Source organism: Mycobacterium sp. NGS56 (assembly GCF_059812425.1).
The window spans coordinates 238,521-263,478 of the sequence record NZ_JCALCQ010000006.1 but is presented as its reverse complement, the minus strand read 5'-3'; the positions used below and the strand labels follow the sequence as shown (position 1 = coordinate 263,478).

At 66.9% G+C, this 24,958-nt stretch carries 17 protein-coding genes and 1 pseudogene; 8 read left to right on the top strand and 10 right to left on the bottom strand.

Annotated elements, in window-relative coordinates; genetic code table 11:
• Positions 1-49: 49 nt before the first annotated feature.
• From AC5Y4F_RS17210 to AC5Y4F_RS17195, 4 genes and pseudogenes are all read right to left on the bottom strand, one after another.
• Positions 50-836, bottom strand: a pseudogene (locus tag AC5Y4F_RS17210) (Fpg/Nei family DNA glycosylase).
• Positions 829-1,719 (bottom strand): non-homologous end-joining DNA ligase, encoded by an 891-nt coding sequence (gene ligD / locus AC5Y4F_RS17205; protein WP_499997691.1) that lies wholly within the window; start codon positions 1,717-1,719, stop codon positions 829-831. Before ligD ends, AC5Y4F_RS17210 begins: the two are co-directional and overlap by 8 nt.
• Before the next feature lie 113 nt (positions 1,720-1,832).
• A complete protein-coding gene (locus AC5Y4F_RS17200) occupies positions 1,833-2,273 on the bottom strand; it encodes a ribonuclease FAU-1 family protein (RefSeq protein ID WP_067933491.1) in 441 nt (146 codons plus the stop codon).
• Positions 2,274-2,369: 96 nt separating this feature from the next.
• Positions 2,370-5,120 carry an ATP-binding cassette domain-containing protein gene (locus tag AC5Y4F_RS17195; protein WP_499997690.1) on the bottom strand — a complete coding sequence of 917 codons (2,751 nt, stop codon included), beginning with the start codon at positions 5,118-5,120 and terminating at the stop codon, positions 2,370-2,372.
• 416 nt (positions 5,121-5,536) lie between these two features.
• On the opposite strand from AC5Y4F_RS17195, the gene AC5Y4F_RS17190 reads away from it, so the two are divergent.
• The 3 genes from AC5Y4F_RS17190 to AC5Y4F_RS17180 all read left to right on the top strand — a co-directional run bounded on the left by AC5Y4F_RS17190 (position 5,537) and on the right by AC5Y4F_RS17180 (position 11,322).
• Positions 5,537-7,498 (top strand): serine/threonine-protein kinase, encoded by a 1,962-nt coding sequence (locus AC5Y4F_RS17190; protein ID WP_499997706.1) that lies wholly within the window; start codon positions 5,537-5,539, stop codon positions 7,496-7,498.
• Positions 7,499-7,686: 188 nt separating this feature from the next.
• Positions 7,687-9,846, top strand: a complete 2,160-nt coding sequence (gene uvrB, locus AC5Y4F_RS17185; RefSeq protein WP_067933487.1) for an excinuclease ABC subunit UvrB — start codon at positions 7,687-7,689, stop codon at positions 9,844-9,846.
• A gap of 57 nt (positions 9,847-9,903) precedes the next feature.
• Entirely contained in the window at positions 9,904-11,322 is a 1,419-nt protein-coding gene (locus AC5Y4F_RS17180; protein WP_499997689.1) for an MFS transporter, read from the top strand.
• Between the two features lie 39 nt (positions 11,323-11,361).
• Here the strand turns inward: AC5Y4F_RS17180 and AC5Y4F_RS17175 are convergent, their stop codons facing one another.
• The gene (locus AC5Y4F_RS17175) at positions 11,362-12,942 is read right to left on the bottom strand and encodes a mannosyltransferase (protein WP_499997688.1); all 1,581 of its coding nucleotides are present in this window, start codon (positions 12,940-12,942) and stop codon (positions 11,362-11,364) included.
• Positions 12,943-13,226: 284 nt separating this feature from the next.
• Here AC5Y4F_RS17175 and AC5Y4F_RS17170 point away from each other — a divergent pair, with 284 nt between their 5' ends.
• The gene (locus tag AC5Y4F_RS17170) at positions 13,227-13,670 is read left to right on the top strand and encodes a universal stress protein (protein WP_067933477.1); all 444 of its coding nucleotides are present in this window, start codon (positions 13,227-13,229) and stop codon (positions 13,668-13,670) included.
• A gap of 63 nt (positions 13,671-13,733) precedes the next feature.
• On the opposite strand, the gene AC5Y4F_RS17165 is transcribed toward AC5Y4F_RS17170, so the two are convergent.
• A complete protein-coding gene (locus AC5Y4F_RS17165; RefSeq protein WP_499997687.1) occupies positions 13,734-14,411 on the bottom strand; it encodes an MBL fold metallo-hydrolase in 678 nt (225 codons plus the stop codon).
• Between the two features lie 200 nt (positions 14,412-14,611).
• Between AC5Y4F_RS17165 and uvrA the strand changes: the two genes are divergently transcribed.
• Positions 14,612-17,527 carry an excinuclease ABC subunit UvrA gene (gene uvrA / locus AC5Y4F_RS17160; RefSeq protein ID WP_499997686.1) on the top strand — a complete coding sequence of 972 codons (2,916 nt, stop codon included), beginning with the start codon at positions 14,612-14,614 and terminating at the stop codon, positions 17,525-17,527.
• 7 nt (positions 17,528-17,534) lie between these two features.
• On the opposite strand, the gene AC5Y4F_RS17155 is transcribed toward uvrA, so the two are convergent.
• The 4 genes from AC5Y4F_RS17155 to lysX form a co-directional block, all read right to left on the bottom strand.
• A complete protein-coding gene (locus AC5Y4F_RS17155) occupies positions 17,535-17,783 on the bottom strand; it encodes a PspA/IM30 family protein (protein WP_067933475.1) in 249 nt (82 codons plus the stop codon).
• Positions 17,784-17,852: 69 nt separating this feature from the next.
• On the bottom strand, positions 17,853-18,272 hold the full coding sequence (locus AC5Y4F_RS17150) for a DUF6653 family protein (protein ID WP_499997685.1): 420 nt from the start codon (positions 18,270-18,272) through the stop codon (positions 17,853-17,855).
• Positions 18,273-18,277: 5 nt separating this feature from the next.
• Complete coding sequence (locus AC5Y4F_RS17145; RefSeq protein WP_499997684.1) at positions 18,278-19,762, bottom strand: alpha/beta hydrolase; 1,485 nt, start codon at positions 19,760-19,762, stop codon at positions 18,278-18,280.
• 75 nt (positions 19,763-19,837) lie between these two features.
• Entirely contained in the window at positions 19,838-23,170 is a 3,333-nt protein-coding gene (gene lysX, locus AC5Y4F_RS17140) for a bifunctional lysylphosphatidylglycerol synthetase/lysine--tRNA ligase LysX (RefSeq protein ID WP_499997683.1), read from the bottom strand.
• Between the two features lie 454 nt (positions 23,171-23,624).
• Here lysX and infC point away from each other — a divergent pair, with 454 nt between their 5' ends.
• The 3 genes from infC (at position 23,625) to rplT (ending at position 24,946) form a co-directional block, all read left to right on the top strand.
• On the top strand, positions 23,625-24,233 hold the full coding sequence (gene infC / locus AC5Y4F_RS17135) for a translation initiation factor IF-3 (RefSeq protein ID WP_082947562.1): 609 nt from the start codon (positions 23,625-23,627) through the stop codon (positions 24,231-24,233).
• A 41-nt stretch (positions 24,234-24,274) separates the two neighbouring features.
• Entirely contained in the window at positions 24,275-24,469 is a 195-nt protein-coding gene (gene rpmI / locus AC5Y4F_RS17130; protein WP_067933469.1) for a 50S ribosomal protein L35, read from the top strand.
• An 81-nt stretch (positions 24,470-24,550) separates the two neighbouring features.
• Positions 24,551-24,946 (top strand): 50S ribosomal protein L20, encoded by a 396-nt coding sequence (gene rplT / locus AC5Y4F_RS17125; RefSeq protein WP_067933467.1) that lies wholly within the window; start codon positions 24,551-24,553, stop codon positions 24,944-24,946.
• Positions 24,947-24,958: the final 12 nt, after the last annotated feature.

Here is a 24,958-nt window from a genome sequence, read left to right as displayed (position 1 = left end):
TGAGATTACGCTCACCGTCGCCCGGTCGACCAGGCTGTTCGGCGGACGGCTAGGGCTGGCAACGGGGACACCAGAACGACATCCGGCCACCGATCCGGCCGCGGCGAAGGAGGCTGCCGCAGCGCGGGCAGTGCGGGTCGGCATCGTCGCGTGCCCCGGTGAGCCAACGCGGCAGGCCGGGAACCCGGCCATGGCGTACCGCGGTATGCAGCACTTGCGCCATGGCACGATGCAAATTTTTGACGTCGTCGTCGCCCAGCTCCGCAACCGAAACCGTGGGCCGAATTCTGGCCCGCCAGCAGATTTCGTCGACGAGCAGATTGCCCAGGCCCGCGATCACCGACTGGTCCATCAGCGTCGGCTTCAGCCGCCCACCCCTCGTGCGTCGCGCGGCGACCACGTCACGAAACTCTCGTAGGCCCATGCCCAGCGCGTCGGGCCCCTGCGCGCCCAACACGTCGGCGAGCTCGTCGTCGTCGGCGGCGAGCCAGACCCCGCGAAGCTTGCGCAGGTCGGCATACCGCAGTTCGCCTCGGTCGAGCGACACCACCAGTCGCTCATACTTTTCCGGATCGGCGCCGGCTTTGGCGTAGTACGGGTTGTCCGGTCATACCGCTGTGGATCAGCAGCGCCGGACCATCGGTCGGCAGTATCAGCCATTTGCCGTCCCGGCGCGGGGCTCCGAACCGGTGGCCGACCAGGCGCCGGGCGAGGGTGGCGGCGGAGGCGTTGCGCAGGATCCCGGCGTCGCGGACGTCTACGCATTGAATTCGGCGGCGGGGCAGGGCTTTAGCCAGCTCGCGCCGGAATCCTTCGACATCCGGCAGTTCAGGCACGAAGTTTCGCTAATCGTTCGAGTGGCCGGGTCAGCGAGCGGGCGTGCCGGAACATGTCTGCCCACGGATCGCGTTGCCCAGCGAGCCGGTCGGGGACATCGCGAATGCTGAACCGATCGGCCCGCAGACCCCGGGTGTCCAGTTCGTCCCACTCCAACGGGGTGGCCACCGACGCACCTGCGCGGGCCCGCACAGAGTACGGCGCCACCGCGGTCTGCGCGTAGGCATTACGCATGACGTCCAGGTAGATGCGGCCATCGCGTTTGTCTTTGCGGGCTTCCACGGTGCGGTGTGCGGCATCGTCGGCGGCGACGACTTCCGCGACGTCGCGGGCGAATTGCCGCACGGTGTCGAAGTCGGCTTCGGCGCGTAGCGGCACCACGACATGAAGCCCCCGCGATCCGGTGGTCTGCACGTAGCGCGCCAGCCCCAGGTCATCGAGCACGTCGGCCACCGTGCGGGCGGTCGCGCGCACCACCGCGAAATCGGCGTCGGAGGGATCAAGATCGAAGACCAAGCGGTCAGGCTGGTTCAGTTTGCCCCGGCGCGATTGCCACACGTGCAGGGTTATGCAGTTCTGGTTGGCCAACCAGCGCAGCGCTTCCGGGCGTTCGGCCAGCGGATGGACCAGGGTGCCGCCCTCTTTGTCGACCTGGACCCCGCTCATCCAGTGGGGCAACGTATCGGCGAAATCCTGTTGCACAAAACCGTTTTCACCGATGCCTCGCGGGAAGCGTTGCACGGTCAGCGGGCGGCCCTTCAGGTGCGGCAGCATGGTCTCGGCCACCTCGCCGTAGTACTCGGCAAGGTCTGACTTGGTGATTCCGTTCTCCGGGAACATGACCCGGTCCGGGTGGGTGATCTCGACGTCGATGCGTGGCATCAGCGTGTCTCCCGTGCAAAGTCTGCGGCGCGGCACGCCAAGTCATAGGGATCGCTGCGCTGACCGACGAACGCCATGTCGAAGGCATACCCGCCGTCCGGCAGAGAAAACGGCTACCGCCGGCGCCAGCTCAGTGGCATGCCGTGGTGTGCCAGCCACCGCGACAGGTCATAACCGTTGCCGGCCAACCCGTCGACGGCGGCCACCGCGCGTCGCACCGCCCGCTCGGCGGCCTCCGGACTCAGCAACCCGTGGCGGACGGCGTCGAGCAGTTCGTCGATATCGGTGAGTTCGGCGCCGGCGCCGGTGCGGACCTCGATGTCCAGGTAGTGGTCTTCGGCATGCCACACGGTGGGGCCGGGCCGGTATTCGCCCACATCCAGGTAGTAGTCATGGTCGCGTTCATGACCCCGATTGAAGTGAAACACCGTGGCGCGCAAGCCCAACGACGGCAGCAGCCACGACTCGAGGTAATGGAACTGGACGCGACCGGGAGTGGGGCGCGCGACGTACAGACCCCACGGCTGCACCGCGTACTCGTCGACGGTCCGCACGATGCCCTTGGGATCGGTGTTGGTGCGGGCCAGGAGGTCGAACGTCTCGTGCTTCGGCGGGTGAATGGTGTCACCCTACCGCTGCTGGGCGATTCGCTATCGGCGCAACCGGATCTTCCACCGCACGAAGCCCGCGTAGAAGAGTGACAATGCGGCCAGCATGCCCATGTCGAGCAGCCAGATCTTCGACGTGTGCTGCCAGAACCGATCCTGGGATAGCAGCGAATCGGGCACCAGGTGGCGCAGATCCACTGTCGACGATGCGGCCGCATAGCCCCAGCGCGCCGGCGTCGCCCACGACAGCTGGTTCAAACCGAGCCGGCCGGTCACCGGCACCATCCCACCGCACAGCACCAGCTGCGCCATCACCGTCACCACGAACAGCGGCATGATCTGCTCGCTCGAGCGGACCAGCGACGAAATCGCCAGGCCGAGAATGGCCGAGGCGACACACGTCGCCGCGACGGTCGTGAACAGTTCGAAGGTGGCCCCAATGGTCGAGTGGCCGAACAGCACCGCGCCTCGCGCGGGGGCGCTCTTTCCGATCACCACGATCGCCGTGACGATCGCCGACTGCACTATCGCGAAGCCGCAGAACACCGCGCTCTTGGCGAGCAGGTAGGCGGCGGTCGACAACCCGACCGCCTGCTCGCGCTGAAAGATGGGGCGTTCGCCGACCAGATCTCGAATTGTCAAGGCGGTACCCATGAATGCCGCCGCCGGCATCAGCAGCGCCAGTATCTGTGCGGCTTCGTCGGGTGTGCCGGCATTGGGCGCGGGAACATGAAAGCCGTTGTTGCCCGGGACCGTCAGAGACAGCGAGCCGAGGATGAACGGCAGCAGCGCGAGGAAGACGAAGTAGGCGCGGTCGGCGATCACCAGGCGGACCTGTCTGCGGGCGATGGTCGAGATCTGGCGCCGCACGCTGGTGTGAACGGGTTCGCCGAGGCTGCCCGGCTCGTCGGTCTTGTCCGGGAGGTACTTCTGGGGCCGCTTCTCGGCCTCGTTCTGTTCCAGGAAGCGGCGATTGGCCTCGTCGGGGTCGGCGCCGACCCGGGTGAAGATCTTCGCCCAGTTGGTGGTGCCCATCGCGGCACCGATCTGGTCGGGTGCGCCGCAATAGGCTGTCTTGCCGCCCGGAGCCATGAGCAGCACCTGGTCGCACACGTCCAGGTAGGACAGCGAGTGCGTCACCACGAGCACGACCCGACCCGCATCGGCCAGCTGGCGCAGCATCGTCATGACCTGCAGATCCAGCGCGGGATCCAAACCCGAGGTCGGCTCGTCGAGGATCAGCAATGACGGGCCGGTCAGCAGCTCGAGCGCCACCGAGGCGCGTTTGCGCTGTCCGCCGGACAACTTCTCGACGCGGGTGTCGGCGTGCTTGGTCAGATCGAGTTCCTCGAGCACCTGGGCGACGACCTTGGCGCGGTCGGCTTTGCTGGTGTCGGGCGGCAGCCGCAGCTCTGCGGCATAGCCCAGCGCCTGGTTGATGGTGAGCTGGCGATGCACCACGTCGTCCTGGGGGACCATGCCGATCCTGCTGCGCAGCGATGCGTACTCGGCGTGAATGTTGTGGCCCTCGAAGGTCACTGAACCGGAGGTCGGGGTGGTGTAACCGGCGATGAGCCGGGCCAGGGTGCTCTTGCCGGCGCCCGAACCGCCGATCACTGCGGTCAACGTGCCGGGGCGAGCGGTCAGCGAGATGTCATCCAGCAATTGTTTGCCGTTGTCGACGACGTACTTGACGTCGCGCACCTCGAGACCCCCGGTGCGGGTGGCGGCGTCGCCGTGTTCGGTCAAGGTGCCGTCGCGGAACACCAGGTCGACGTTGCCGATCGTGACGATGTCGTCCTCGGACAAGATGGCCGACCCGACCCGGGTGCCGTTGACGAACGTTCCGTTGACGCTGTTGTCCCGAATCTCGGTGCCCAGGTGGGTGGGTACCAAGCTGGCATGCTGACGCGACGCCAGAACATCGGAGACGACGATGTCGTTCTCGGGGGCGCGGCCGATCGTCATGGCGCCGGCCGTGCCCGCGGCCGACGACGCGCGCGGCGAGAGCAATTTCACAAAGCGCGTCGCGAGGTTGGACACGTCGGCCGTTTTGGCATTGACCACCGTGAATTCCGCCGCGGGCGGGTTCGACGGCGTGGGCGCTGCCTTGGCTTGGTCGGCTGCGGGCGGGGTGACCTGCAATCTTGCCGGTGAGCCGGGGTCGATGACGGTCAGCTCCTCGGGGGGAGTGCCACGTGACGCCGGCATCGGGGGCGGTGGCGCCTGTCGCGGCGGCGCCGCCGGCTGTCGCGGTGGTGCACTCTGCGGTCTCGCCGGCTGCCGGGGAGGCACCGGACGCGACGGCGCACCGTGCGGACCGCCGCGCGCCGGGCCCCGGGCCGGGCTGTCGGGCCGGGCCTGTGGGGGCCGCGGCGAATGTGTCGGATTCGTTTGCTCAGTAAGCGCCGCCCAGGCCAGGGTCGGGGGTCCGGAGTCGTGGCTCGGCCGGGCCCGGGGGGGCCGGCTGGCATGACCCGTCTGCGGCCCGATCGCGAAGGTCAGACGCGGGCCTTGCGGGTTTCCGACGTGAATGCTCTGACCGTCGTGGATATCCACCACGGGCATCCGGTAGCCGTTGAGATAGGTCCCGTTCAACGAGCCGTTGTCGATTGCCAACCATCGGCCTTGATCGAACCGCAGCAGCAGATGCGCACGGGAAATCCTCGGATCGGCGATGTGCACGTCGGCCTGTTCATCGCGTCCCACCACCACCTCGTGGCCGGCCGCGAAGGAACGTTGGGACCCGTCATGCCGAATTGTCAGGATGGGCGGGGCGGGTCGAGTCACCACTCAAGTATCGGCCCGCCTTGGCAGTGCGCTCTATTGGACCCGGCTGTGACTTCCCTTTGTCTAATCTCGACGACTCATAGCGCTTTCATAGCTTGCTGCGACGAATCACCTACTGCGGTGCGGCATTATTCGATCGGGAGGGGTTGCAATCTTCGATTGTGTCCGTGCGTGCCGAGCCCAGTGTTGCGCCGGCAATCAGCAAGACGGAGTGGAGGGCCCAATCGCGATGCGCATACCCGTGGTGTGCGATCCGCATCACATTGCGGCGACGCCGGGCGGTGCCAAGACACGAGGGGCGAGACTTGACGAACGAGCACAGGGGAACGACGCGGCGCATCGGCGCCGGGCGAGCGCTACTGAGCAATCCGCGACAGGCCCGTGAGGCGTTACGCGCGGGATTTCACTCGCTGCCCGGGATGCCCATCGGTCAGTTGTTCCGCCGGATACCTCCGGTCGATTCGGCGCCGAATGCCGAACCCGTGGTGGGGCAACAGCAAAAGGAGTCCTCTGAGGCGCGCCTTGCGGTAAGTAACGGCGCCTCGTTCGCCGGCTACACGATTCTGCGGCCGCTGGGCGCCGGGGGCATGGCCGAGGTGTATCTCGCGCTGCATCCGAGGCTGCCCCGCCGTGACGTGATCAAGGTGCTCGCCGAGGCGGTGACCGCCGACCCCGAGTTTCGCGAAAGATTCAACCGGGAAGCCGATCTGGCGGCGACGCTGTGGCACCCGCACATCGTCGGCGTGCACGACCGTGGCGAATTCAACGGGCATCTGTGGATTTCGATGGACTACGTCGAGGGCACCGACGCCGCGCGGATGGTCAAGCAGAACTACGCCGAGGGGATGCCGGTCCGCGAGGTGTGCGCCATCGTGGGAGCGGTCGCGGGCGCGCTGGACTACGCCCACGATCGCGGCCTGCTGCACCGCGACGTCAAGCCGGCCAACATTCTGCTCACCCATGCCGAAGCGGACGAGCGTCGAATCCTGCTGGCGGACTTCGGTGTCGCACGCCACCTGGGCGATATCAGCGGAATCACCGAAACCAACGTCGCGGTCGGAACGGTGGCCTATGCCGCGCCCGAGCAGCTGACGGGTTCGCCCATCGACGGTCGAGCCGACCAATATGCTTTGGCCGCAACGGCTTTCCATCTTCTCACCGGCGCGCCTCCGTTTCAGCACTCCAACCCGATCGCAGTGATCAGTCAACACCTGCACGAGGATCCGCCTCGGCTCAGCGATTTCCGACCCGAGCTGGAAAAGCTCGACGAGGTATTCTTCCGGGCCCTCGCCAAACAGCCGGAGGAGAGGTTCGAGCGCTGCCGCGCGTTCGCCACCGCGGTCAGCGAGTCGCTAGGCCATGTCTCCGAAGAAGGTGGCGTCGCGCCGCGCGCCGCCACATCGACGCCGCATCGCCGGCGCGGGCCCGGCGGCGGCATCGTTGGCCTGAGTCACCGGTTTTCGTCGAAGGCCCGGTGGGCGACCGCGCTGGTGTGTGCGGTCCTCATCGCCGTAGCGGCGACCTGGTCGATCCTCTACTCCGTTCAGCCCGATGCGCCGCCGACCAGCCCCGCGCTCGCGTCGAAGCCGTCCGTTCCGGCCGCGAGTGCCGCACCCACGGCGGGCGGACCGGTGCTTCAAGGGACGTACAAGCTCGACTACGACCAGGCCAAGCGCGCCACCAATGGCATCTCGATCCGGCATGCAGGGCCCGCTACCGGCTGGTGGGCATTTCGCTCGGTATGCACCACCAACGGCTGCGCGGCCACCGGCGCCCGGCTGGACGACGCCACCCACCAAGTGGCAGAGACCACCGATGGCGGACAGACCGACACCCTGCGCTTCGTCGGTGGCTACTGGCAGGGCAGTCCGGCGCAGCAGCGGGTCGGCTGTACTCAGCCGAACGGACAGGTCAGGGCCACCCAGCGGGAGACCATCGCCTGGTCGCTCGCGCCGCAGGCCGACGGCACGCTGCGCGGCACGCTGACCGAGACCGCACTGAGCAACGAGTGCGGCGCGCAGGGGGCGGTCGTGCGCGTGCCTGTGCTGGCCACCCGGACCGGCGCTGTGCCTGCCCAGGTGACGTTGGGCGACCCCATCCAGGTGATCGACACCTCGACCACCGCGTCCGCCCCGGCGCCACCGGTGCTCGGCGGACTGTGCAGCGACGCCGGCAAGGTCGCCTACGACCCGACCAACAACGAGCAGATCGTCTGCGAAGGCAGCAGCTGGGCCAAGGCGCCGATCACGATGGGCGTGCACGCCGCCGGCAGTTCATGCGACCGGCCGAACACGCCGGTGTTCGCCATAAGCACGTCCAGTGACGGCTACCTGCTGCAATGCGATCCGATCACCCGGGCGTGGACGCGGCCGACGGGATAGTTTCTCTGGAAGGTCAGCCTCCGGGTACCAATAGGTGAACCTCGAATGCGCTACCGCAGCCGTTGGCACGTTCGAGAATCGCCTCGTCCTTCCAGTCCTTCTCCAGGTGTTCTCGTGGCGGCGCCGGGTGCTGACCTCGCAGGGCCGGCTCGACGACACTTGTCGGTGATCGGTTCTACCCTGGTGGCATGGCATTCGCCACGGAACATCCCGTAGTAGCGCACTCGGAGTATCGCGCTGTCGACGAAGTGGTGCGCGTCGGCGGCGACTTCGAGGTGGTCAGTCCGCACGATCCGGCCGGCGACCAGCCCGCCGCCATCGACGAGCTGGAACGACGGATCAAGGCGGGGGAGCGCGATGTCGTGCTGCTCGGCGCCACCGGTACCGGGAAGTCGGCCACCACGGCCTGGCTCATCGAGCGGTTGCAGCGACCCACCCTGGTGATGGCACCCAACAAGACGCTGGCCGCCCAGCTCGCCAACGAGCTGCGAGAAATGTTGCCGCACAACGCGGTTGAATACTTCGTTTCGTACTACGACTACTACCAGCCTGAGGCGTACATCGCGCAGACCGACACCTACATCGAGAAGGACAGCTCGATCAACGACGACGTGGAGCGGCTGCGGCACTCCGCGACGTCCTCGCTGCTGTCGCGCCGCGACGTGGTCGTGGTGGCGTCGGTGTCGTGCATCTACGGCCTTGGCACACCGCAGTCATACCTGGACCGTTCGGTAGAACTGCGGGTCGGCACCGAGGTGCCCCGGGACGCTCTGCTGCGGCTGCTGGTCGACGTCCAGTACACGCGTAACGACCTGTCGTTCACTCGCGGCTCGTTCCGGGTGCGCGGCGACACGGTGGAGATCATCCCGTCCTACGAAGAGCTGGCGGTGCGGATCGAGTTCTTCGGCGACGAGATCGAGGCGCTGTACTATCTGCACCCGCTGACGGGTGACGTGATCCGCCAGGTCGATTCGCTGCGGATCTTCCCGGCCACCCACTACGTCGCCGGCCCGGAGCGGATGGCGATGGCGATCTCGACCATCGAAGCGGAGCTGGCCGAGCGGCTCGCCGAGTTGGAGGGCCAGGGCAAGCTGCTCGAGGCGCAGCGGTTGCGGATGCGCACCAACTACGACATCGAGATGATGCGCCAGGTCGGCTTCTGCTCGGGCATCGAGAACTACTCCCGGCATATCGACGGTCGGGGTCCGGGCTCGCCGCCGGCCACCCTGCTGGACTACTTCCCGGAAGACTTCCTGCTGGTCATCGACGAATCCCACGTGACCGTCCCGCAGATCGGCGGCATGTACGAGGGCGACATGTCGCGCAAACGCAACCTGGTCGAATACGGATTCCGGTTGCCGTCGGCATGCGACAACCGCCCGCTGACCTGGGAGGAGTTCGCCGACCGCATCGGGCAGACCGTGTACCTGTCGGCCACCCCCGGCCCCTACGAACTCAGCCAGTCCGGCGGCGAGTTCGTCGAGCAGGTGATCCGGCCCACCGGCCTGGTGGACCCGAAGGTGGTGGTCAAGCCGACCAAGGGACAGATCGACGACCTGATCGGCGAAATCCGGAAGCGCACCGAGGCGGACCAAAGGGTGCTGGTCACGACGCTGACCAAGAAGATGGCTGAGGACCTCACCGACTACCTGCTCGAGATGGGCATCCGGGTGCGCTATCTGCACTCCGAGGTCGACACGCTGCGCCGGGTGGAGCTACTGCGTCAGCTGCGGCTGGGCGAATACGACGTGCTCGTCGGCATCAACCTGCTGCGGGAGGGCCTGGACCTGCCCGAAGTGTCTCTCGTCGCGATCCTGGACGCAGACAAAGAGGGCTTTTTGCGCTCATCGCGCAGCCTGATTCAAACCATCGGCCGCGCCGCCCGCAATGTCTCCGGCGAGGTGCACATGTACGCCGACACCATCACCGATTCGATGAAAGAAGCCATCGACGAGACCGAGCGACGTCGGGCGAAGCAGATCGCGTACAACGAGGCCCACGGCATCGACCCGCAGCCGCTGCGCAAGAAGATCGCCGACATCCTCGACCAGGTCTACCGGGAGGCGGACGACAGCGAGACGGTGGAGATCGGCGGCTCAGGGCGTAACGCGTCCCGCGGTCGACGCGCACAGGGAGAGCCGGGTCGCGCGGTCAGCGCGGGGGTGTTCGAGGGCCGCGATACGGCCAGCATGCCGCGCGCTGAACTGGCCGACCTGATCAAGGATCTCACCGCCCAGATGATGGCCGCGGCTCGTGACTTGCAGTTCGAGCTGGCGGCGCGGTTCCGCGACGAGATCGCCGACCTGAAAAAGGAACTGCGGGGGATGGACGCCGCCGGGCTGAAATGAGTTTGCTGGCAACCGATCTCCGGTTCTTCTCGCCGCCTGAGCCCATACGGTAGAGGAGTGACCGACGCGGCGACTATCACCGGCGGCTGGCGTGAGCTGCTGGGCGCGAGGTATCTGAGAACTTCCATACTGCTGGCCGGCGGGGTAGCGCTCTACGCCACCAATGAGTTCCTGACCACCAGCTTATTGCCCAACACCATCGCAGAAATCGGCGGCAGCCGGCTCTACGCGTGGGTGACGACCCTGTATCTGGTCGGCTCCGTGGTCGCGGCGACGATGGTCAATCCGATGCTGTTGCGCATCGGGGCGCGGTCGTCATATCTGATGGGTCTGGCGGTCTTCGGCATCGCCAGCCTGGTTTGCGCTGCCGCACCCACCATGCATGTTTTGATTGCTGGGCGCGCCATGCAGGGGGTGGCCGGAGGCTTGCTGGCCGGCCTGGGCTACGCCGTCATCAACTCCGCCCTTCCCCACCGGTTGTGGACCCGGGGGTCTGCCCTGGTGTCGGCGATGTGGGGGGTCGCCACGGTGGTCGGACCCACCACGGGCGGCCTGTTCGCGCAGTTCGGGATCTGGCGATGGGCCTTTGTTGCGATGGCCGCGATGACCGTGCTGATGGCCCTGCTGGTCCCGGTCGCGTTGGCGCGCGTCCGCCCGCCGAGCGGCGTCCCACGGATGAGAGTCCCGGTGTGGTCGCTGCTGATCATCGGGGTGGCCGCGCTGGCCGTCAGCGTGGCGCAGATTCCGCATAACACCGCCGCGACATATGGGTTGCTCGCAGCGGGCATCGGCCTGGTCGGCGTGTTCGTGATCGTCGACTGGCGCATGCACGCGGCCATCCTGCCGCCCAGCGTGTTCTCGCCCGGCCCCCTGAAGTGGATCTACCTCACCATGGGCGTCTTGATGGGCGCGGCGATGGTGAACACCTACGTGCCGCTGTTCGGGCAGCGACTGGCCCACCTGACGCCGATAGCGGCCGGATTCCTGGGAGCGGCGCTCGCACTGGGCTGGACGGTGAGCGAGATCGTCAGCGCATCGCTGGAGAACCGGAGGACGATCGGCCGAGTGGTCATGGTGGCGCCGCTGGTGGCGGCATCGGGCCTGGCGCTGGGGGCGGTGGCGCGGCACGGCGACGACTCGGCGTGGACCGCCGCGCTGTGGGCGGTGGCCCTCCTGGTCGCCGGCATCGGGATCGGGATGGCCTGGCCGCACCTGTCGGCCCGCGCGATGGCGTCCGTCGCGGACCCGGCCGAAGGCGGCGCCGCGTCCGCGGCGATCAACACCGTCCAGCTGACCTCCGCGGCGATCGGCGCCGGATTGGCCGGTGTCGTCGTCAACACCGCGACCGGTGGGGAGGAGATGGCGGCGCACATGCTTTTCACGGTGTTCACCGCGTTCAGCGCGGCCGGCGTGGCGGTGTCTTACGCCGCGACGCGCGCCACCCGGCAAGCCCAGCCGGTCAGCGCCGGCGGATGAGCTCGGCCCCGCGCCTCGCACTGCCGGCAAGGCCGCACATCACCGCGTGGACTTGACAACCTGCGAGTAGTGGAACTGCCACCGCTCCACGATGTGGAAGCCGAGATAGCTCGGGAATCGGTACGCCGGGGCGCGTCCAAAAGCGCCGGCCGGCAGCGTCTGCCCGGTTTGATGGTCGGGCAGCGAGGTGTCTTTATTGGTGATGGTCCAGATCGCGGGGCATTTATCGATTCTTGCCGTCGATAGCCATACCGCCACGTGCCCATCCCACAGCGATCCGACCTTCGGTCCGTACACGCCGCGCTCCACGTCGATCAGCGACCGGAAGGCCGCTGGCCGCGTCGCCAGCAACGCACGAATCGGTCCGGGCCGCCACGGCACGGTGTTGTCCACCATCAAACAATCGCCGGGGGCGGCGTGCGTGCTGATCAGATCGGCGACCTGGCTGTAGTCCCACCCCTCTTTGGCGTAGGGCCAGCGTTGGACGAACAGGTAGTTCGGCACCGCGGCGACGGCGAACGCCAGCACCCCGCCGGCGATGGGCCAGGGTCGGCGGGCGATGGTGACGAGGCAGACCGCCAAGACGACGGCCATCCCCGGGGCGGTGAAGATCAAGTAGCGCGGGTAGTAGATCGGCTCGCTGACGGCCGAGTAGAGGACCACCAGGGCGGTGGGAATCACCATCCACGCCGTGGCAATGATCGACAACCGGACGAGGTCACCTCCCGGGGCCGCCACGCCGGCCAGCCGCGTCACGACCGCCGCGACGATGACCACTGCGCTCGCGATGGCGAAGGCCACGCTGTGGTCGAAATACTGGCGCAGGACGATGTCGAACGCGTAATGCCAGCTCACGGGGTAGATCCAGTTGACCTGCCATACCTGGTTGTGCGCGAACACGAGGAACGGCGTCATGGCCGCCACGGCGACGGCCGAGCTGGCGGCCCACCACAGCGCCGGCGATCTGCGGGCGCCTTTGGGTGCGAGCAGCGGCAGCGTCGCGCCGTAAACGAGTACCAACAGCACCAGGTTGAGGTTGAGCAGTATCGCCAGCATCAGTCCAAGCGCGTACCAGACCCACCCGCGCGGCCGGTCGCGCCGGACCGTGACAACGAACAGCACGGTCAGCCAGACGGCCGCGGCGGCCACGAAAGCGTACGGGCGCGCTTCCATGCCCGCCCACGTCGTGCGCGGCAGGATCGCGAAAATCGCGCCCGCGCACACCGCCGTGGGGCGCGTCGCGAACTGCCTGGCGAACACGGTGGTTCCCGCGGCGGCAGCGCCGATCGCCAGGGAGCTGGGGAAACGCGACCAGAATTCGGTGGGCGGGAAGAGCGCGAACCAGCCGTGCATCAGCAGGTAGTACGCGCCGTGGACGGCGTCGATGTGGCTCAGCAACCGCCACAGCTCTGGCAAAGTACGGCTGGCGGCAGCCGATATCGTCGCGCCTTCGTCGAACCAGAGCGAAGGCCGGCAGGCCCAGGCGGCGCTGACAACGGTGGCGAAAAAGGCGATCGTCCACGGATCGAGCAACCTGCCGCGCGCACGCCCGGTCGCGGGCTCGGCACCAATATCCCCGGCACGCGGCTCGAGAGTGGGCTCGAGGGTGGGCATGGACATGATGCCTGTTACTTTAAGTCGCGCTGCATGCAAAGGGTCACAAACCGCGTCCGGCGCATTCCCTTTTCGTGTTGTCATTCACGAAAAGCGGCGTAATGCAATGCCTTCCACGTTGGCCGCGCGCATTCGAATGTTTTGTCATTGGCAATATCTTCGGTTGCCGCAGCCAGAACGCGCAAATTGCGGACGCGGCACGCCGCGGTGTGTCGTTAATCCGCCTCCTCTGCATCGAGCAAACGCGCTACTGTCTTGGGTTGGCTGACCAACCGAAACTGGGAGGGTAAATGGGCGCCTATCGGACTGTGGTGGTGGGAACCGATGGCTCGGATTCGTCGATGCGCGCGGTGGAGAGGGCGGCGCAGATCGCCGGTGCGGACGCCAAGCTGATCGTGGCGTCGGCATATCTGCCCCAACATGAAGACGCCCGGGCCGCCGACGTCCTGCGGGACGAAAGCTACAAGGTTTCTGGCACCGCGCCGATTTACGCGATTTTGCGCGACGCCAAGGACCGCGCCCACGCCGCCGGCGCAAAGAACATCGACGAGCGGCCCGTTGTCGGGGCCCCGGTCGACGCGCTGGTGCACCTCGCCGAGGAGGAGCAGGCAGACCTGCTCGTGGTCGGCAACGTCGGCCTGAGCACGATCGCCGGCCGGCTGCTGGGATCGGTGCCGGCCAACGTCTCGCGTCGGGCGAAGACCGACGTGTTGATCGTGCACACGACGACGTAGCAGCGGTCGTGCTGGCTTCCCTAGCTGATGGCGCCGGGGACCGCAGCGGCGCCTCGAAGCCGGCTACCAGCCCCGCTCGCGCCATTCGCTCAAATGGGGGCGCTCGGCGCCCAAGGTCGTGTCGTCGCCGTGTCCGGGGTAGATGACGGTGGAGTCGTCGTACACGTCGAACACCCGGGTGCTGACGTCCTCGATCAGCTGGGTGAAATCGCCGGGTTGCCAAGTCTTTCCGACACCGCCAGGGAACAGGCAGTCGCCGGTGAACAGCTGTGTGACGCCGCCGGTCGCGGGGCCGTCCAGGGCGAGCGCGATCGATCCGGGGGTGTGCCCGCGCAGGTGGATGACGTCGAACGTCAGCTCGCCGATCTGCACGGTGTCACCGCCGGCCAGCAAACGATCCGGCTTGACCGGCAGGGGTTCCGCGTCGATCGCGTTGGCGGCGGTCGGTGCCCCGGTGGCGGTCGCCACCGCTTCCAGTGCCTGCCAGTGATCGAAGTGCTGGTGGCTGGTCACGATCAGCGACACCTTCGGCGCGTTTTGCCGGATCAGGTCGATCAGCACGTCCGCGTCGTTGGCGGCGTCGATCAGCATTGTTTCGCCGGTAGCGGAACAAGTGATCAGATACGCGTTGTTGTCCATGGGGCCCACCGAGGCCTTTAGGATCGTGGCGCCGGGTAGGGTCCGGCGGGCCGCGGTACCGGGGTGAACGTGTCCGGTGTAGTTGTCGTCCACTGCAGTCATGTCCACCACTCCTTGATCCCGCATGGGCGCCGTCCGAGCCGGGGGCGGGGTCGTCGGCGCCAGGTCTGGCGGCCACGTTACTGGTCGGACGTTGCTTGTCGGTATGGGCACATAGCATGGAATGCGCCGTGCGCAATTCCGGTTCGGATTCCGCATTGCGGCTACGAGAAGTCGCCAGATAGTTCCTGAGAGGGGCAGCGTTGGCTGACCGTCTGATCGTCAAGGGCGCCCGCGAGCACAACCTGCGGGGCGTCGATCTCGACCTGCCTCGCGACGCGCTGATCGTGTTCACCGGGTTGTCGGGTTCGGGTAAATCGTCGCTGGCCTTCGACACGATCTTCGCCGAGGGGCAGCGCCGTTACGTGGAGTCCCTGTCCGCCTACGCCCGCCAGTTCCTGGGGCAGATGGACAAACCGGACGTCGACTTCATCGAGGGTCTGTCCCCGGCGGTGTCGATCGACCAGAAGTCCACCAACCGCAACCCGCGCTCGACCGTCGGGACCATCACCGAGGTCTATGACTACCTGCGGCTGCTCTACGCGCGGGCGGGCACGCCGCACTGCCCGATCTGTGGCGAGCGGATTGCCCGGCAGACCCCCCAGCAAATCGTGGATCAGGTGCTCGCGATGCCGGAGGGCACCCGATTCCTGGTGCTCGCCCCGGTGGTGCGCACCCGCAAGGGCGAGTTCGCCGACCTCTTCGAGAAGCTCAACGCGCAGGGCTACAGCCGGGTCCGGGTCGACGGCGTCGTGCACCCGTTGACCGATCCGCCGAAGCTGAAAAAGCAGGAAAAGCACGACATCGAGGTGGTGGTGGACCGGCTGACCGTGAAGCCGTCCGCCAAGCAACGGCTCACCGATTCGGTGGAAACCGCGCTGAACCTGGCCGACGGCATCGTGGTGCTCGAGTTCGTCGACCACGAACACGACGCGCACAACCGGGAGCAGCGGTTCTCGGAGAAGCTGGCCTGTCCCAATGGGCACGCCCTGGCGGTCGACGACCTGGAGCCGCGGTCGTTCTCGTTCAACTCGCCCTACGGCGCCTGCCCCGAGTGCAGCGGCCTGGGCATCCGCAAGGAGGTCGACCCGGACCTGGTGGTGCCCGACCCCGAGCGCACCCTGGCCGAGGGCGCGGTGGCGCCGTGGTCCAACGGCCACACTGCGGAGTACTTCATCCGGATGATGGCCGGGCTGGGTGACGAGCTGGGCTTCGACGTCGACACCCCGTGGCGCAAACTGCCCGCCAAGGCCCGCAAGGCGATCCTCGAGGGCTCCGACCACCAGGTGCATGTTCGATACCGCAACCGGTACGGCCGCACCCGGTCCTACTACGCCGATTTCGAGGGCGTGCTGGCGTTTCTGCAGCGCAAGATGGCCCAGACCGAGTCCGAGCAGATGAAGGAGCGCTACGAGGGCTTCATGCGCGACGTGCCCTGCCCGGTTTGTGAGGGCACCCGGCTCAAGCCGGAGATCCTGGCGGTCACGCTGGCCGCGGGGGACCGGGGCCCGAAGTCCATCGCCGAGGTCTGCGAATTGTCGATCTCGGACTGCGCGGAGTTTTTGAACCGGCTCACCCTCGGTCATCGCGAGAAGGCGATCGCGGGGCAGGTGCTCAAGGAAATCCAGTCGCGGCTGGGCTTTTTGCTCGACGTCGGGCTGGAGTATCTGTCGCTGTCGCGGGCGGCGGCCACGTTGTCCGGGGGTGAGGCGCAACGCATTCGGTTGGCTACCCAGATCGGCTCCGGTCTGGTCGGCGTGCTGTACGTACTCGATGAGCCGTCCATCGGGCTGCATCAGCGCGACAACCGTCGGCTCATCGAAACCCTCACGCGGCTAAGGGGTTTGGGCAACACGCTGATCGTCGTCGAACATGACGAGGACACCATCGCGCACGCCGACTGGATCGTCGACATCGGCCCGCGCGCCGGCGAGCACGGCGGCGAGATCGTGCACAGCGGCACCTACAGCGAACTGCTGGCGAACGAGGACTCGATCACCGGTGCGTACCTGTCCGGCAAGGAACGCATCGAGATGCCGGCGAAGCGGCGCGCGGTAGACCGCAAGCGGCAGTTGACTGTCGTCGGCGCCCGCGAGCACAACCTGCGCGGCATCGACGTCTCGTTCCCGCTCGGCGTGCTCACATCGGTGACCGGTGTGTCCGGATCCGGCAAATCGACGCTCGTCAACGACATCCTGGCCGCGGTGCTGGCCAACCGGCTCAACGGCGCCCGTCAGGTCCCCGGGCGTCACACCCGGGTCACCGGGCTGGATCACCTGGACAAGCTGGTGCGGGTGGACCAGTCACCGATCGGTCGCACGCCGCGATCCAACCCGGCCACCTACACCGGGGTGTTCGACAAGATCCGGACCCTGTTCGCCGCGACCACCGAAGCCAAAGTCCGTGGCTATCAACCGGGTCGGTTCTCGTTCAACGTCAAGGGCGGCCGCTGCGAAGCGTGCACCGGCGATGGCACCATCAAGATCGAGATGAACTTCCTGCCCGACGTGTACGTGCCGTGTGAGGTCTGCCATGGCGCTCGGTACAACCGGGAAACCCTGGAGGTGCACTACAAGGGCAAGACCATCTCCGAAGTGCTGGACATGTCCATCGAGGAAGCGGCGGAGTTCTTCGAGCCGATCACCGGCATTCACCGGTATCTGCGCACCCTGGTCGACGTCGGGCTGGGCTATGTGCGGCTCGGCCAGCCCGCGCCCACGCTGTCCGGAGGCGAGGCGCAGCGCGTCAAACTGGCGGCGGAACTGCAGAAGCGCTCGACCGGCCGCACCGTGTATATCCTCGACGAGCCCACCACCGGCCTGCATTTCGACGACATCCGCAAACTGTTGAAGGTCATCAACGGCCTTGTCGACAAAGGCAATACGGTCATCGTGATCGAACACAACCTCGACGTGATCAAGACCTCGGACTGGATCGTCGACATGGGGCCGGAGGGCGGCGCCGAGGGCGGAACCGTTGTGGCGGAAGGTACTCCGGAGGACGTCGCGGCGGTGCCGGAGAGCTACACCGGGAAATTCCTCGCCGAGGTGATCGGCCGCGGTCCCGCGTCAACCAGTGCGCCGCAACGATCGAGCCGGCGTCGCAAAGTCACCGCCTGAGCCCCGATCAACCTTCCTTGGACCGCATCGACTCCCGGATCTGGGCCAGCCGGTCGGCCGCCGCGCGCTGGCGTTCGTCGTACTGTTCATCGACCGATCGGCCCTCGGGTGATTCCGCGTCTAGTTCGGCGGCGCCTCGCGCGGTAGCGTAGCGCGCCTCGATCTGGTCGCGCACCGACTCGAAGGTCGGCACGCCGGCGTCGTCATATTCGGGGCCGGTCCCGGTGGAGCTGGAAGCGGAGTCTTCGTCGGGCATGCCGTAACGGTACTGCGACGGCGGATCGCGGTATCGCGGCCGCCGAGTCGACGCGCCTTGACGGCCGGCCTAACGCGACTGGCGCTCCAAATACCGAACCAGCTGTTGCCAGTACACCAGCGTCAGTGCCATCTGGACCCCGACAGCGACCAGCGCCGGCCATAACCGATGCCGGCGCGCTGCGAATACCGCTCCCAGCGCGGCCGCCGAGGCCGCGGCGCTGACCACCATCGCCGCGTCGCGGGGCCGACGGCTGATCCACAGCTCTTCGCCGAGCATCGCGCGCGTCGACCATGCGCGGTGCTGCGCCGGCTTGCCGAAAATCAAGGGGTTCACGGCCAGCCACAGCGCAATCCACACCGCGTGTGCCCGCCGCCGCGTCCAGACCGGGACCAGGATCAGCGGCGTGGTCGCCCATCGGGTCCATGCGCTCCACGGATGGCAGTGCCGCGCGAAGACCGCGCGCCGGACGCGCGCGACGGACAACACCGGCACTATCGCTTGGCGGTGTTGGAGTGTTGGGCGGGGACGACCACCGGGTTGTTGGCGGCCGGCGCGGACGCGATGGGCAACGGTGTCCGCGGAATTCCCGGAGTGCCCAGCTCCCCGGCGAGCCAAGGCAGCGAAGCCGCGAACACGCGGTCGGCGAATGGCCAGTCGTGCTTGCCGGGCTGCGGCACCACCGCGCAGTCAATCCCGTTGGAGCGGCCGAGCGCACACAGCGAATAGGCCGCGGCGGTTTGATTGCCCGGATTGGCGGCCGCGTCGCGTCCGGCGAGGCGGATGGCGACGCTGTCGGTCAGCTGCAGGTCACGCCGTGGGGCCGGCGGGCCGTCGGACGAAATCGCGAACCAGCCCGCCACGTCGCGATAGGGCCCATGCCGGTTGATCACCGTGGTCGGATCGAAAGCCGCCCAGGCGTCGGCGTTTCCGCCGAAAAGCCGGGCGATCGTCTGGACTTTATTGCCGGCGTTGGGATAGAAATCGCCGGCGACGTCGACGAACGCGCTGAACAGATCGGGATGCATGACGGTCAGGTCCAAGGCGCAGGTCCCGCCCATCGACCACCCGGCGACACCCCAGTTGGCCCGCCGCGGGCTGACGCCGAAAGTTGAAACCATAAAGGGCACAACATCTTTCGTCAGGTGGTCGGCAGCGTTTCCTCGAACCCCGTTGACGCATTCGGTGTCGTTGTTGAACGCGCCACCGGAATCGACGAACACCAGCACGGGCGCCTTACCGTCGTGCGCGGCCGCGAAGTCGTCGATCGTCTTGACCGCGTTGCCCGCACGGGTCCAGTCCGCCGGCGTGTTGAACTGTCCGCCGATCATCATCACGGTCGGCAGCGGCGGAGGCGGGGTGGTGGCGAACCACTCGGGCGGCAGGTAGACCAACTCGCCGCGGTGTTTGAAGTGCGATCCGTCCGATGGGATCGCCACCGGTACCACCGTGCCGTGCGGCGGCCGGGTTCCCTTGGCCGCCATGGCGGTAACCGTGGCCTGATCGGTCTGATCCGGCAATGGGCCCGACGTCAGCTGGCTCCACGCCGATTGCACGGTGGGGAAGTAGCCCACCCAGAGGTTGAGCATCAGCGACGTGCTCAGCAGGCACAGGGGCGCGGCCAGCACCGCGGCGCCACGCCGCCAACGGCGCGCGGTGCGCCAGCCAAGGATCAGCACGGCCGCCGCCATGCCCGTCAGCGTGATCCAGATCCACAGCGCCGCCGGGGCCGGATCGTCGGAGAGCCCTCGGTCGACGATGTACCAGTGCGTCAGGTAGGCCACGACCCCGCCGGCCAGCGCGGAGGCCGGAATCCATACCGTGCGCCAGCGGCGCGACCGCCAGCCGACCGCGAACGTCAGCACCACCGCGGCGAGCACCTGGATCGTCGTCGGCACCCAGCCGTGCATAAGCGAGGTGTGGGTACTTGCCAGGAGCTGCGCGGGCGCGCTGTCCGTCGAGGCTGTCACGTGATTCATTGTGATCTATCGGTAACCTGCCCGGAACACGTTTGCCTGATGTTCGCTTTGAGCTCTGGACGGTTGGGGCCTGCGCTAATGCGGTTTGGCCAGCGGAAATGGCAATGTCTCCCGGATGCTGCGGCCCGTTATGAGCATGACGAGCCGATCGATGCCCATTCCCAACCCGCCGGTGGGCGGCATCGCGTATTCCATCGCCTGCAAGAAGTCTTCGTCGAGCTCCATCGCCTCGGGATCGCCGCCGGCAGCTAGCAGCGATTGCTCTTGCAGTCGGCGCCGTTGCTCGACCGGATCGGTGAGTTCGCTGTAAGCGGTGGCCAGCTCGACACTCCACGCGACCAGGTCCCACCGCTCGGCAACGCCCGGTTCGGTGCGGTGCGGGCGCGTCAGCGGGGACACCGAGGTCGGAAAGTCGATATAGAAGGTCGGTTCCTTTGTCCGGTCCTCGACCAGGTGCTCGTACAGTTCTAGAACCACTGCGCCGGCGTCCCAGTGCGCCCGGTAGGGGACGTGCGCGGCATCGGACAACTTACGCAGGGTGGGCAGCGACGTCGTGGAGTCGACGCGCTCGCCGAGCGCTTCGGACACGGCGTCATGGACGGTCTTGACCGCCCAGGCCCCGGAGATGTCGACCGGTTCCAGCCGTCCGTCGTTCCCGTGCCGCATCACGATCTGCTCGCCGTGCGCGGCCTCGGCGGCGTTCTGGATGAGCTCGCGGCATCCGTCAATCCACACCTTGTAGTCGGCGTGGGCCTGGTACGCCTCCAGCAGGGTGAATTCCGGGTTGTGGCTGAAGTCGACGCCCTCGTTGCGGAAGGCTCGGCCCAGTTCGAAAACGCGCTCCACGCCGCCGACACACAGTCGCTTCAGGTAGAGCTCCGGCGCGATGCGCAAGAACAGGTCCAGGTCGTAGGTGTTGATGTGCGTGACGAACGGCCGGGCGGTGGCCCCGCCGTGGATCTGCTGCAGGATCGGGGTCTCGACCTCGATGAAATCCTTGGCGAACAGCGTCTGCCTGACCGAGCGCAACACCTCGCTGCGCGCCTTGATCAACTCACGCGACTCGGGATTGACGGCCAGGTCGACGTAGCGGGTCCGCACCCGCGCCTCCGGGTCGGTCAGTCCTTTCCATTTGTTGGGCAATGGCCGCAGGCACTTACCGACCATCCGCCAATCGGCGACGATCAGCGAGCGGGTTCCCTTCTTGGAAAAGCCCATGTGCCCGGACACCTCGACGAGATCGCCCAGGTCGATGGCCGCGGTGAAGTCGGCAGTCCGTCCTCGGTGCAACTGCGAATTGTCCAGCAGCACTTGCATTTCCCCCGACCAGTCACGCAGGTGGGCGAACAGCACCCCGCCGTAGTCACGGATCCGCAAAATCCTGCCCGAGACAGTGATGTCGTCGTGGTCGTCTGCGTCGAGCGCCTTCGCGACGGTATGGCTGGGCGGAGCGCCCACCGGATACGCGTCGACGCCGTCGCGCTGCAGTGTCTTCAGCTTGGCCAGCCGCACTCGAACCTGCTCGGGCAGGCGAGATCTGGATTCCTCCTCGTCCGCGGAGTCGCGGCGCTCCCGCAGCCCGCTGACGTCCGGGGCGCTGCCGTCGTGATGTAGGAGTCCGGATTCCGCCAATCGCTGCGGGACGGCGGGGTGGTGGCCGGTATGCGTCTTGCGGCGGCCGAACGGCAACACCAAAAAACCCTCGGCCAGGGCCGAGGCGACGCCGACCCGGGGGATCAGGCGGGCGTCCTCGTAGCAGGCGTAGCGCGGCACCCAATCCGGTTGGTATTTCATGTTCGAGCGGTACAGGGTCTCCAGCTGCCACCACCGTGAGAAGAACAGCAACAGGCCCCGCCAGAGCCGGGCGACGGGGCCGGCGCCGAGCTGAGCGCCCTGTTCGAACGCCGAGCGGAACATCGCAAAGTTCAGTGAAATACGGGTAATGCCAAGGGCTTCGCCGTTGAGCGCCAGGTCACTGACCATCAGCTCGATGGTGCCGTTGGGGGACTGCGGCGAACGGCGCATCAGGTCCAGCGAAACGCCGGTGGTGCCCCACGGAACCAGCGACAGCATCGCCACCACGTTGCCGTCCCGGTCCAGCGCTTCGACCAGCAGGCAGTCCCCGTCGGCGGGGTCGCCGAGCCGGCCCAGCGCCATGGAGAAGCCACGCTCGGTCTGGGTATCGCGCCAGGCGTCGGCGCGGGCGATGGTGTCGGCCATCGCGTCGGCCGGGATGTCGCGGTGTCGCCGGATCCGCACGGTCAGCCCCGCCCGGCGGGCCCGGGTCACGGCCTGACGGACCCCGCGCATGTCGGGGCCGGACAGCTTGAAATCGGAAGTGCGCAGGATGGCTTCGTCGCCGAGCTCGAGCGCGTTCAGACCGCCTTCGCGATACGCCCGCGCCCCTTGGGTGCTGGCGCCCATCACGCCGGGCGCCCAGCCATACGTCTGGCACAGACCCAACCAGGCGTCGACGGCCTGCGGCCAGGCCCTGGGGTCACCGATCGGGTCGCCGCTGGCCAGGCAGACGCCGATCTCGACCCGGTAGGTGATGGCGGCGCGCCCGCTGGGGGCGAAGACCACCGACTTGTCGCGGCGGGTCGCGAAGTAGCCCAGCGAGTCGTTCTTGCCGTACAGCTCGAGCAGCCCGCGGATTGCCGATTCGTCCTCCCCGGTCAGCGCGTTTTCCGCGCGTTGGGACTGGAAGAGCACGATGGTCGCCAAGATCAGCGCGAGCGCACCAAACAGGCCGAAGATCGCGTTGAGAAACACGTGCGGCCGTCCGCTGAACAGATCCGGATCGGCTAGCGCGAACCCGACCACCCGATTCGCGACATACGGCAGGCGGTCCGGCCGGGCGAGGGTCCCCGGGAACAACTCGACCAGCCCCCAGGACACCAGGATCCCCACCACGTCGCCGGCGACCAGCACCGCGGCCGCCTTGATCAGTGCGCCCTTGCGGACCTTGGCCCAGAACTCCCGGTAGGCCAGCACCAGCAGCACGATTGCCACGATATGTACGGCGAACCCGAGGTTTTCGCCGAAGACCTCCGCGGCGGTGTTGTTGCCCGCGGCGATGTCGGCCACGTTCAGCGCCGCGGCCAGAATCATGTTGGCCAGCAGCAGCAGCCAGGCGATGCGCTTGCGCGCGGTCAGGGCCGCGGCCAGCAGGGCCAGGATGAACGACCACGCGATGCTGGTGTCGGGGAAGTTGAACAGATAGTCGTTGATGAATTCACGCGGGACTTTGATCAGATACCTGATCAGGGGGGAGACGCTCCCGAGCAGTGACACGGTGGCGATGACGCCGACGGTCCACCCAGCCGCCGCGGGCACCCAGCGATACCGCGAATTCGACCGACCGCCTGGTCCCACCCGCGGCCCCGAACGAGGAGATGCGAGAGTCACAGACCGCGAGGATATGCGCTCAATCCGTGAAAAGCTTGTTGAAGCGCTAAGCGTGGCGGGCAGTAGTGGGACCTGTCTTTCGGGCCGGGCTACGACGCGTTGCGGCCGGTCGCCCGGCCGAAGTGCTAAAAGCCACCTCAAGGCTGCTAAACTTGCTCCTGCGACCATCCCGGCGAATGCCAGGAACAGTTAAGTGGAGTCCCACTCCCACCGCGAGCCGATGAAATCCCGATGCGGATCTTCCGAGGTTTGGCGGTCCGGTCACAGGCATCGCGGATGCCTGTTCCGCGAGAAAAGCGGGCGGCTCGGAGTAGTCTCCAGCCGTGATCGGTCGGCATTGGGCCCTGCTTGTGCAGGGCTTTTTTGCTAGTGGGCGGTGTCTTTGCCACTGATTCCCGGACCGACCCAGGAAGTCGTATTGCAAGACATATAGAAGCCCAACAAGGGAGGCCCCATCAGCACTGAGACCCGCGTCAACGAGCGCATTCGCGTACCTGAAGTCCGATTGATCGGCCCAGGGGGAGAGCAGGTAGGCATAGTGCGCATCGAAGACGCACTGCGCGTCGCTGCGGACGCCGATCTCGACCTCGTCGAAGTTGCCCCTAATGCCAGACCACCTGTCTGCAAGATCATGGATTACGGCAAGTTCAAATACGAAGCGGCGCAGAAGGCGCGCGAATCCCGCCGGAACCAGCAGCAGACCGTCGTCAAAGAACAAAAGTTGCGACCGAAAATCGACGATCACGACTATGAGACCAAAAAGGGTCACGTCATCCGCTTTTTGGAAGCGGGATCGAAGGTGAAGGTCACCATCATGTTCCGCGGACGTGAGCAGTCGCGGCCCGAGCTGGGCTATCGGTTGCTTCAGCGCCTGGGTGCGGACGTGGCCGAGTACGGCTTCGTCGAAACGTCCGCCAAACAGGACGGCCGCAACATGACGATGGTGCTGGCACCGCATCGCGGCGCGAAGACTCGCGCCAAGGCGCGTCATCCGGAAGGACCCGGGGTTGGCCCGGCATCGCACGAGGGTGCGGCCGCCGAAGCCGAACCTTCGTCGAACTGACCCACGCGAGACCCCCGAGAGCTCCACAGAACAGAGGAAACATGCCCAAAGCCAAGACCCACAGCGGGGCGTCAAAGCGGTTCCGGCGCACCGGAACCGGCAAGATCGTTCGCCAGCAGGCCAACCGCCGGCATCTGCTCGAGCACAAGCCGACCAAGCGGACCCGCCGCCTCGATGGCCGAACGACGGTGTCGGCCAACGACACCAAGCGCGTTAACGGCCTACTGAACGGCTGATCACCCGCGCCGGCCAGATCCGCATTGCGAGCAGGCACGGCGACCCGACCAACTAATTTTGAACGAGAGTAGGAACATCCAATGGCACGCGTGAAGCGGGCGGTCAACGCCCACAAGAAGAGGCGCAGCATCCTGAAAGCCTCGAAGGGCTATCGCGGCCAGCGATCCCGGCTCTATCGCAAGGCCAAAGAGCAGCAACTTCATTCGCTCAACTACGCCTACCGTGACCGTCGTGCGCGCAAGGGCGAGTTCCGCAAACTGTGGATTTCGCGGATCAACGCGGCAGCGCGCGCCAACGACATCACCTACAACCGGCTGATCCAGGGCCTCAAGGCCGCCGGTGTGGAAGTGGACCGTAAGAACTTGTCCGACATCGCGATCGCCGACCCGGCGGCCTTCACCGCGCTGGTCGACGTCGCGCGGGCCGCGCTGCCCGAAGATGTCAACGCCCCCTCGGATTCCGGAGAAGCGGCTTAACGCCAGACCGCG

Excerpts from the sequence above, each read along its gene's own strand:
- ligD (WP_499997691.1), bottom strand. The coding sequence starts at position 1,719 with ATGCCACGCATCGACGTCGAGATCACCCACCCGGACCGGGTCATGTTC.
- AC5Y4F_RS17190 (WP_499997706.1), top strand. The coding sequence starts at position 5,537 with ATGCCCATCGGTCAGTTGTTCCGCCGGATACCTCCGGTCGATTCGGCG.
- uvrB (WP_067933487.1), top strand. The coding sequence starts at position 7,687 with ATGGCATTCGCCACGGAACATCCCGTAGTAGCGCACTCGGAGTATCGC.
- AC5Y4F_RS17175 (WP_499997688.1), bottom strand. The coding sequence starts at position 12,942 with ATGTCCATGCCCACCCTCGAGCCCACTCTCGAGCCGCGTGCCGGGGAT.
- AC5Y4F_RS17170 (WP_067933477.1), top strand. The coding sequence starts at position 13,227 with ATGGGCGCCTATCGGACTGTGGTGGTGGGAACCGATGGCTCGGATTCG.
- AC5Y4F_RS17165 (WP_499997687.1), bottom strand. The coding sequence starts at position 14,411 with ATGACTGCAGTGGACGACAACTACACCGGACACGTTCACCCCGGTACC.
- AC5Y4F_RS17155 (WP_067933475.1), bottom strand. The coding sequence starts at position 17,783 with ATGCCCGACGAAGACTCCGCTTCCAGCTCCACCGGGACCGGCCCCGAA.
- AC5Y4F_RS17145 (WP_499997684.1), bottom strand. The coding sequence starts at position 19,762 with ATGAATCACGTGACAGCCTCGACGGACAGCGCGCCCGCGCAGCTCCTG.
- rpmI (WP_067933469.1), top strand. The coding sequence starts at position 24,275 with ATGCCCAAAGCCAAGACCCACAGCGGGGCGTCAAAGCGGTTCCGGCGC.
- rplT (WP_067933467.1), top strand. The coding sequence starts at position 24,551 with ATGGCACGCGTGAAGCGGGCGGTCAACGCCCACAAGAAGAGGCGCAGC.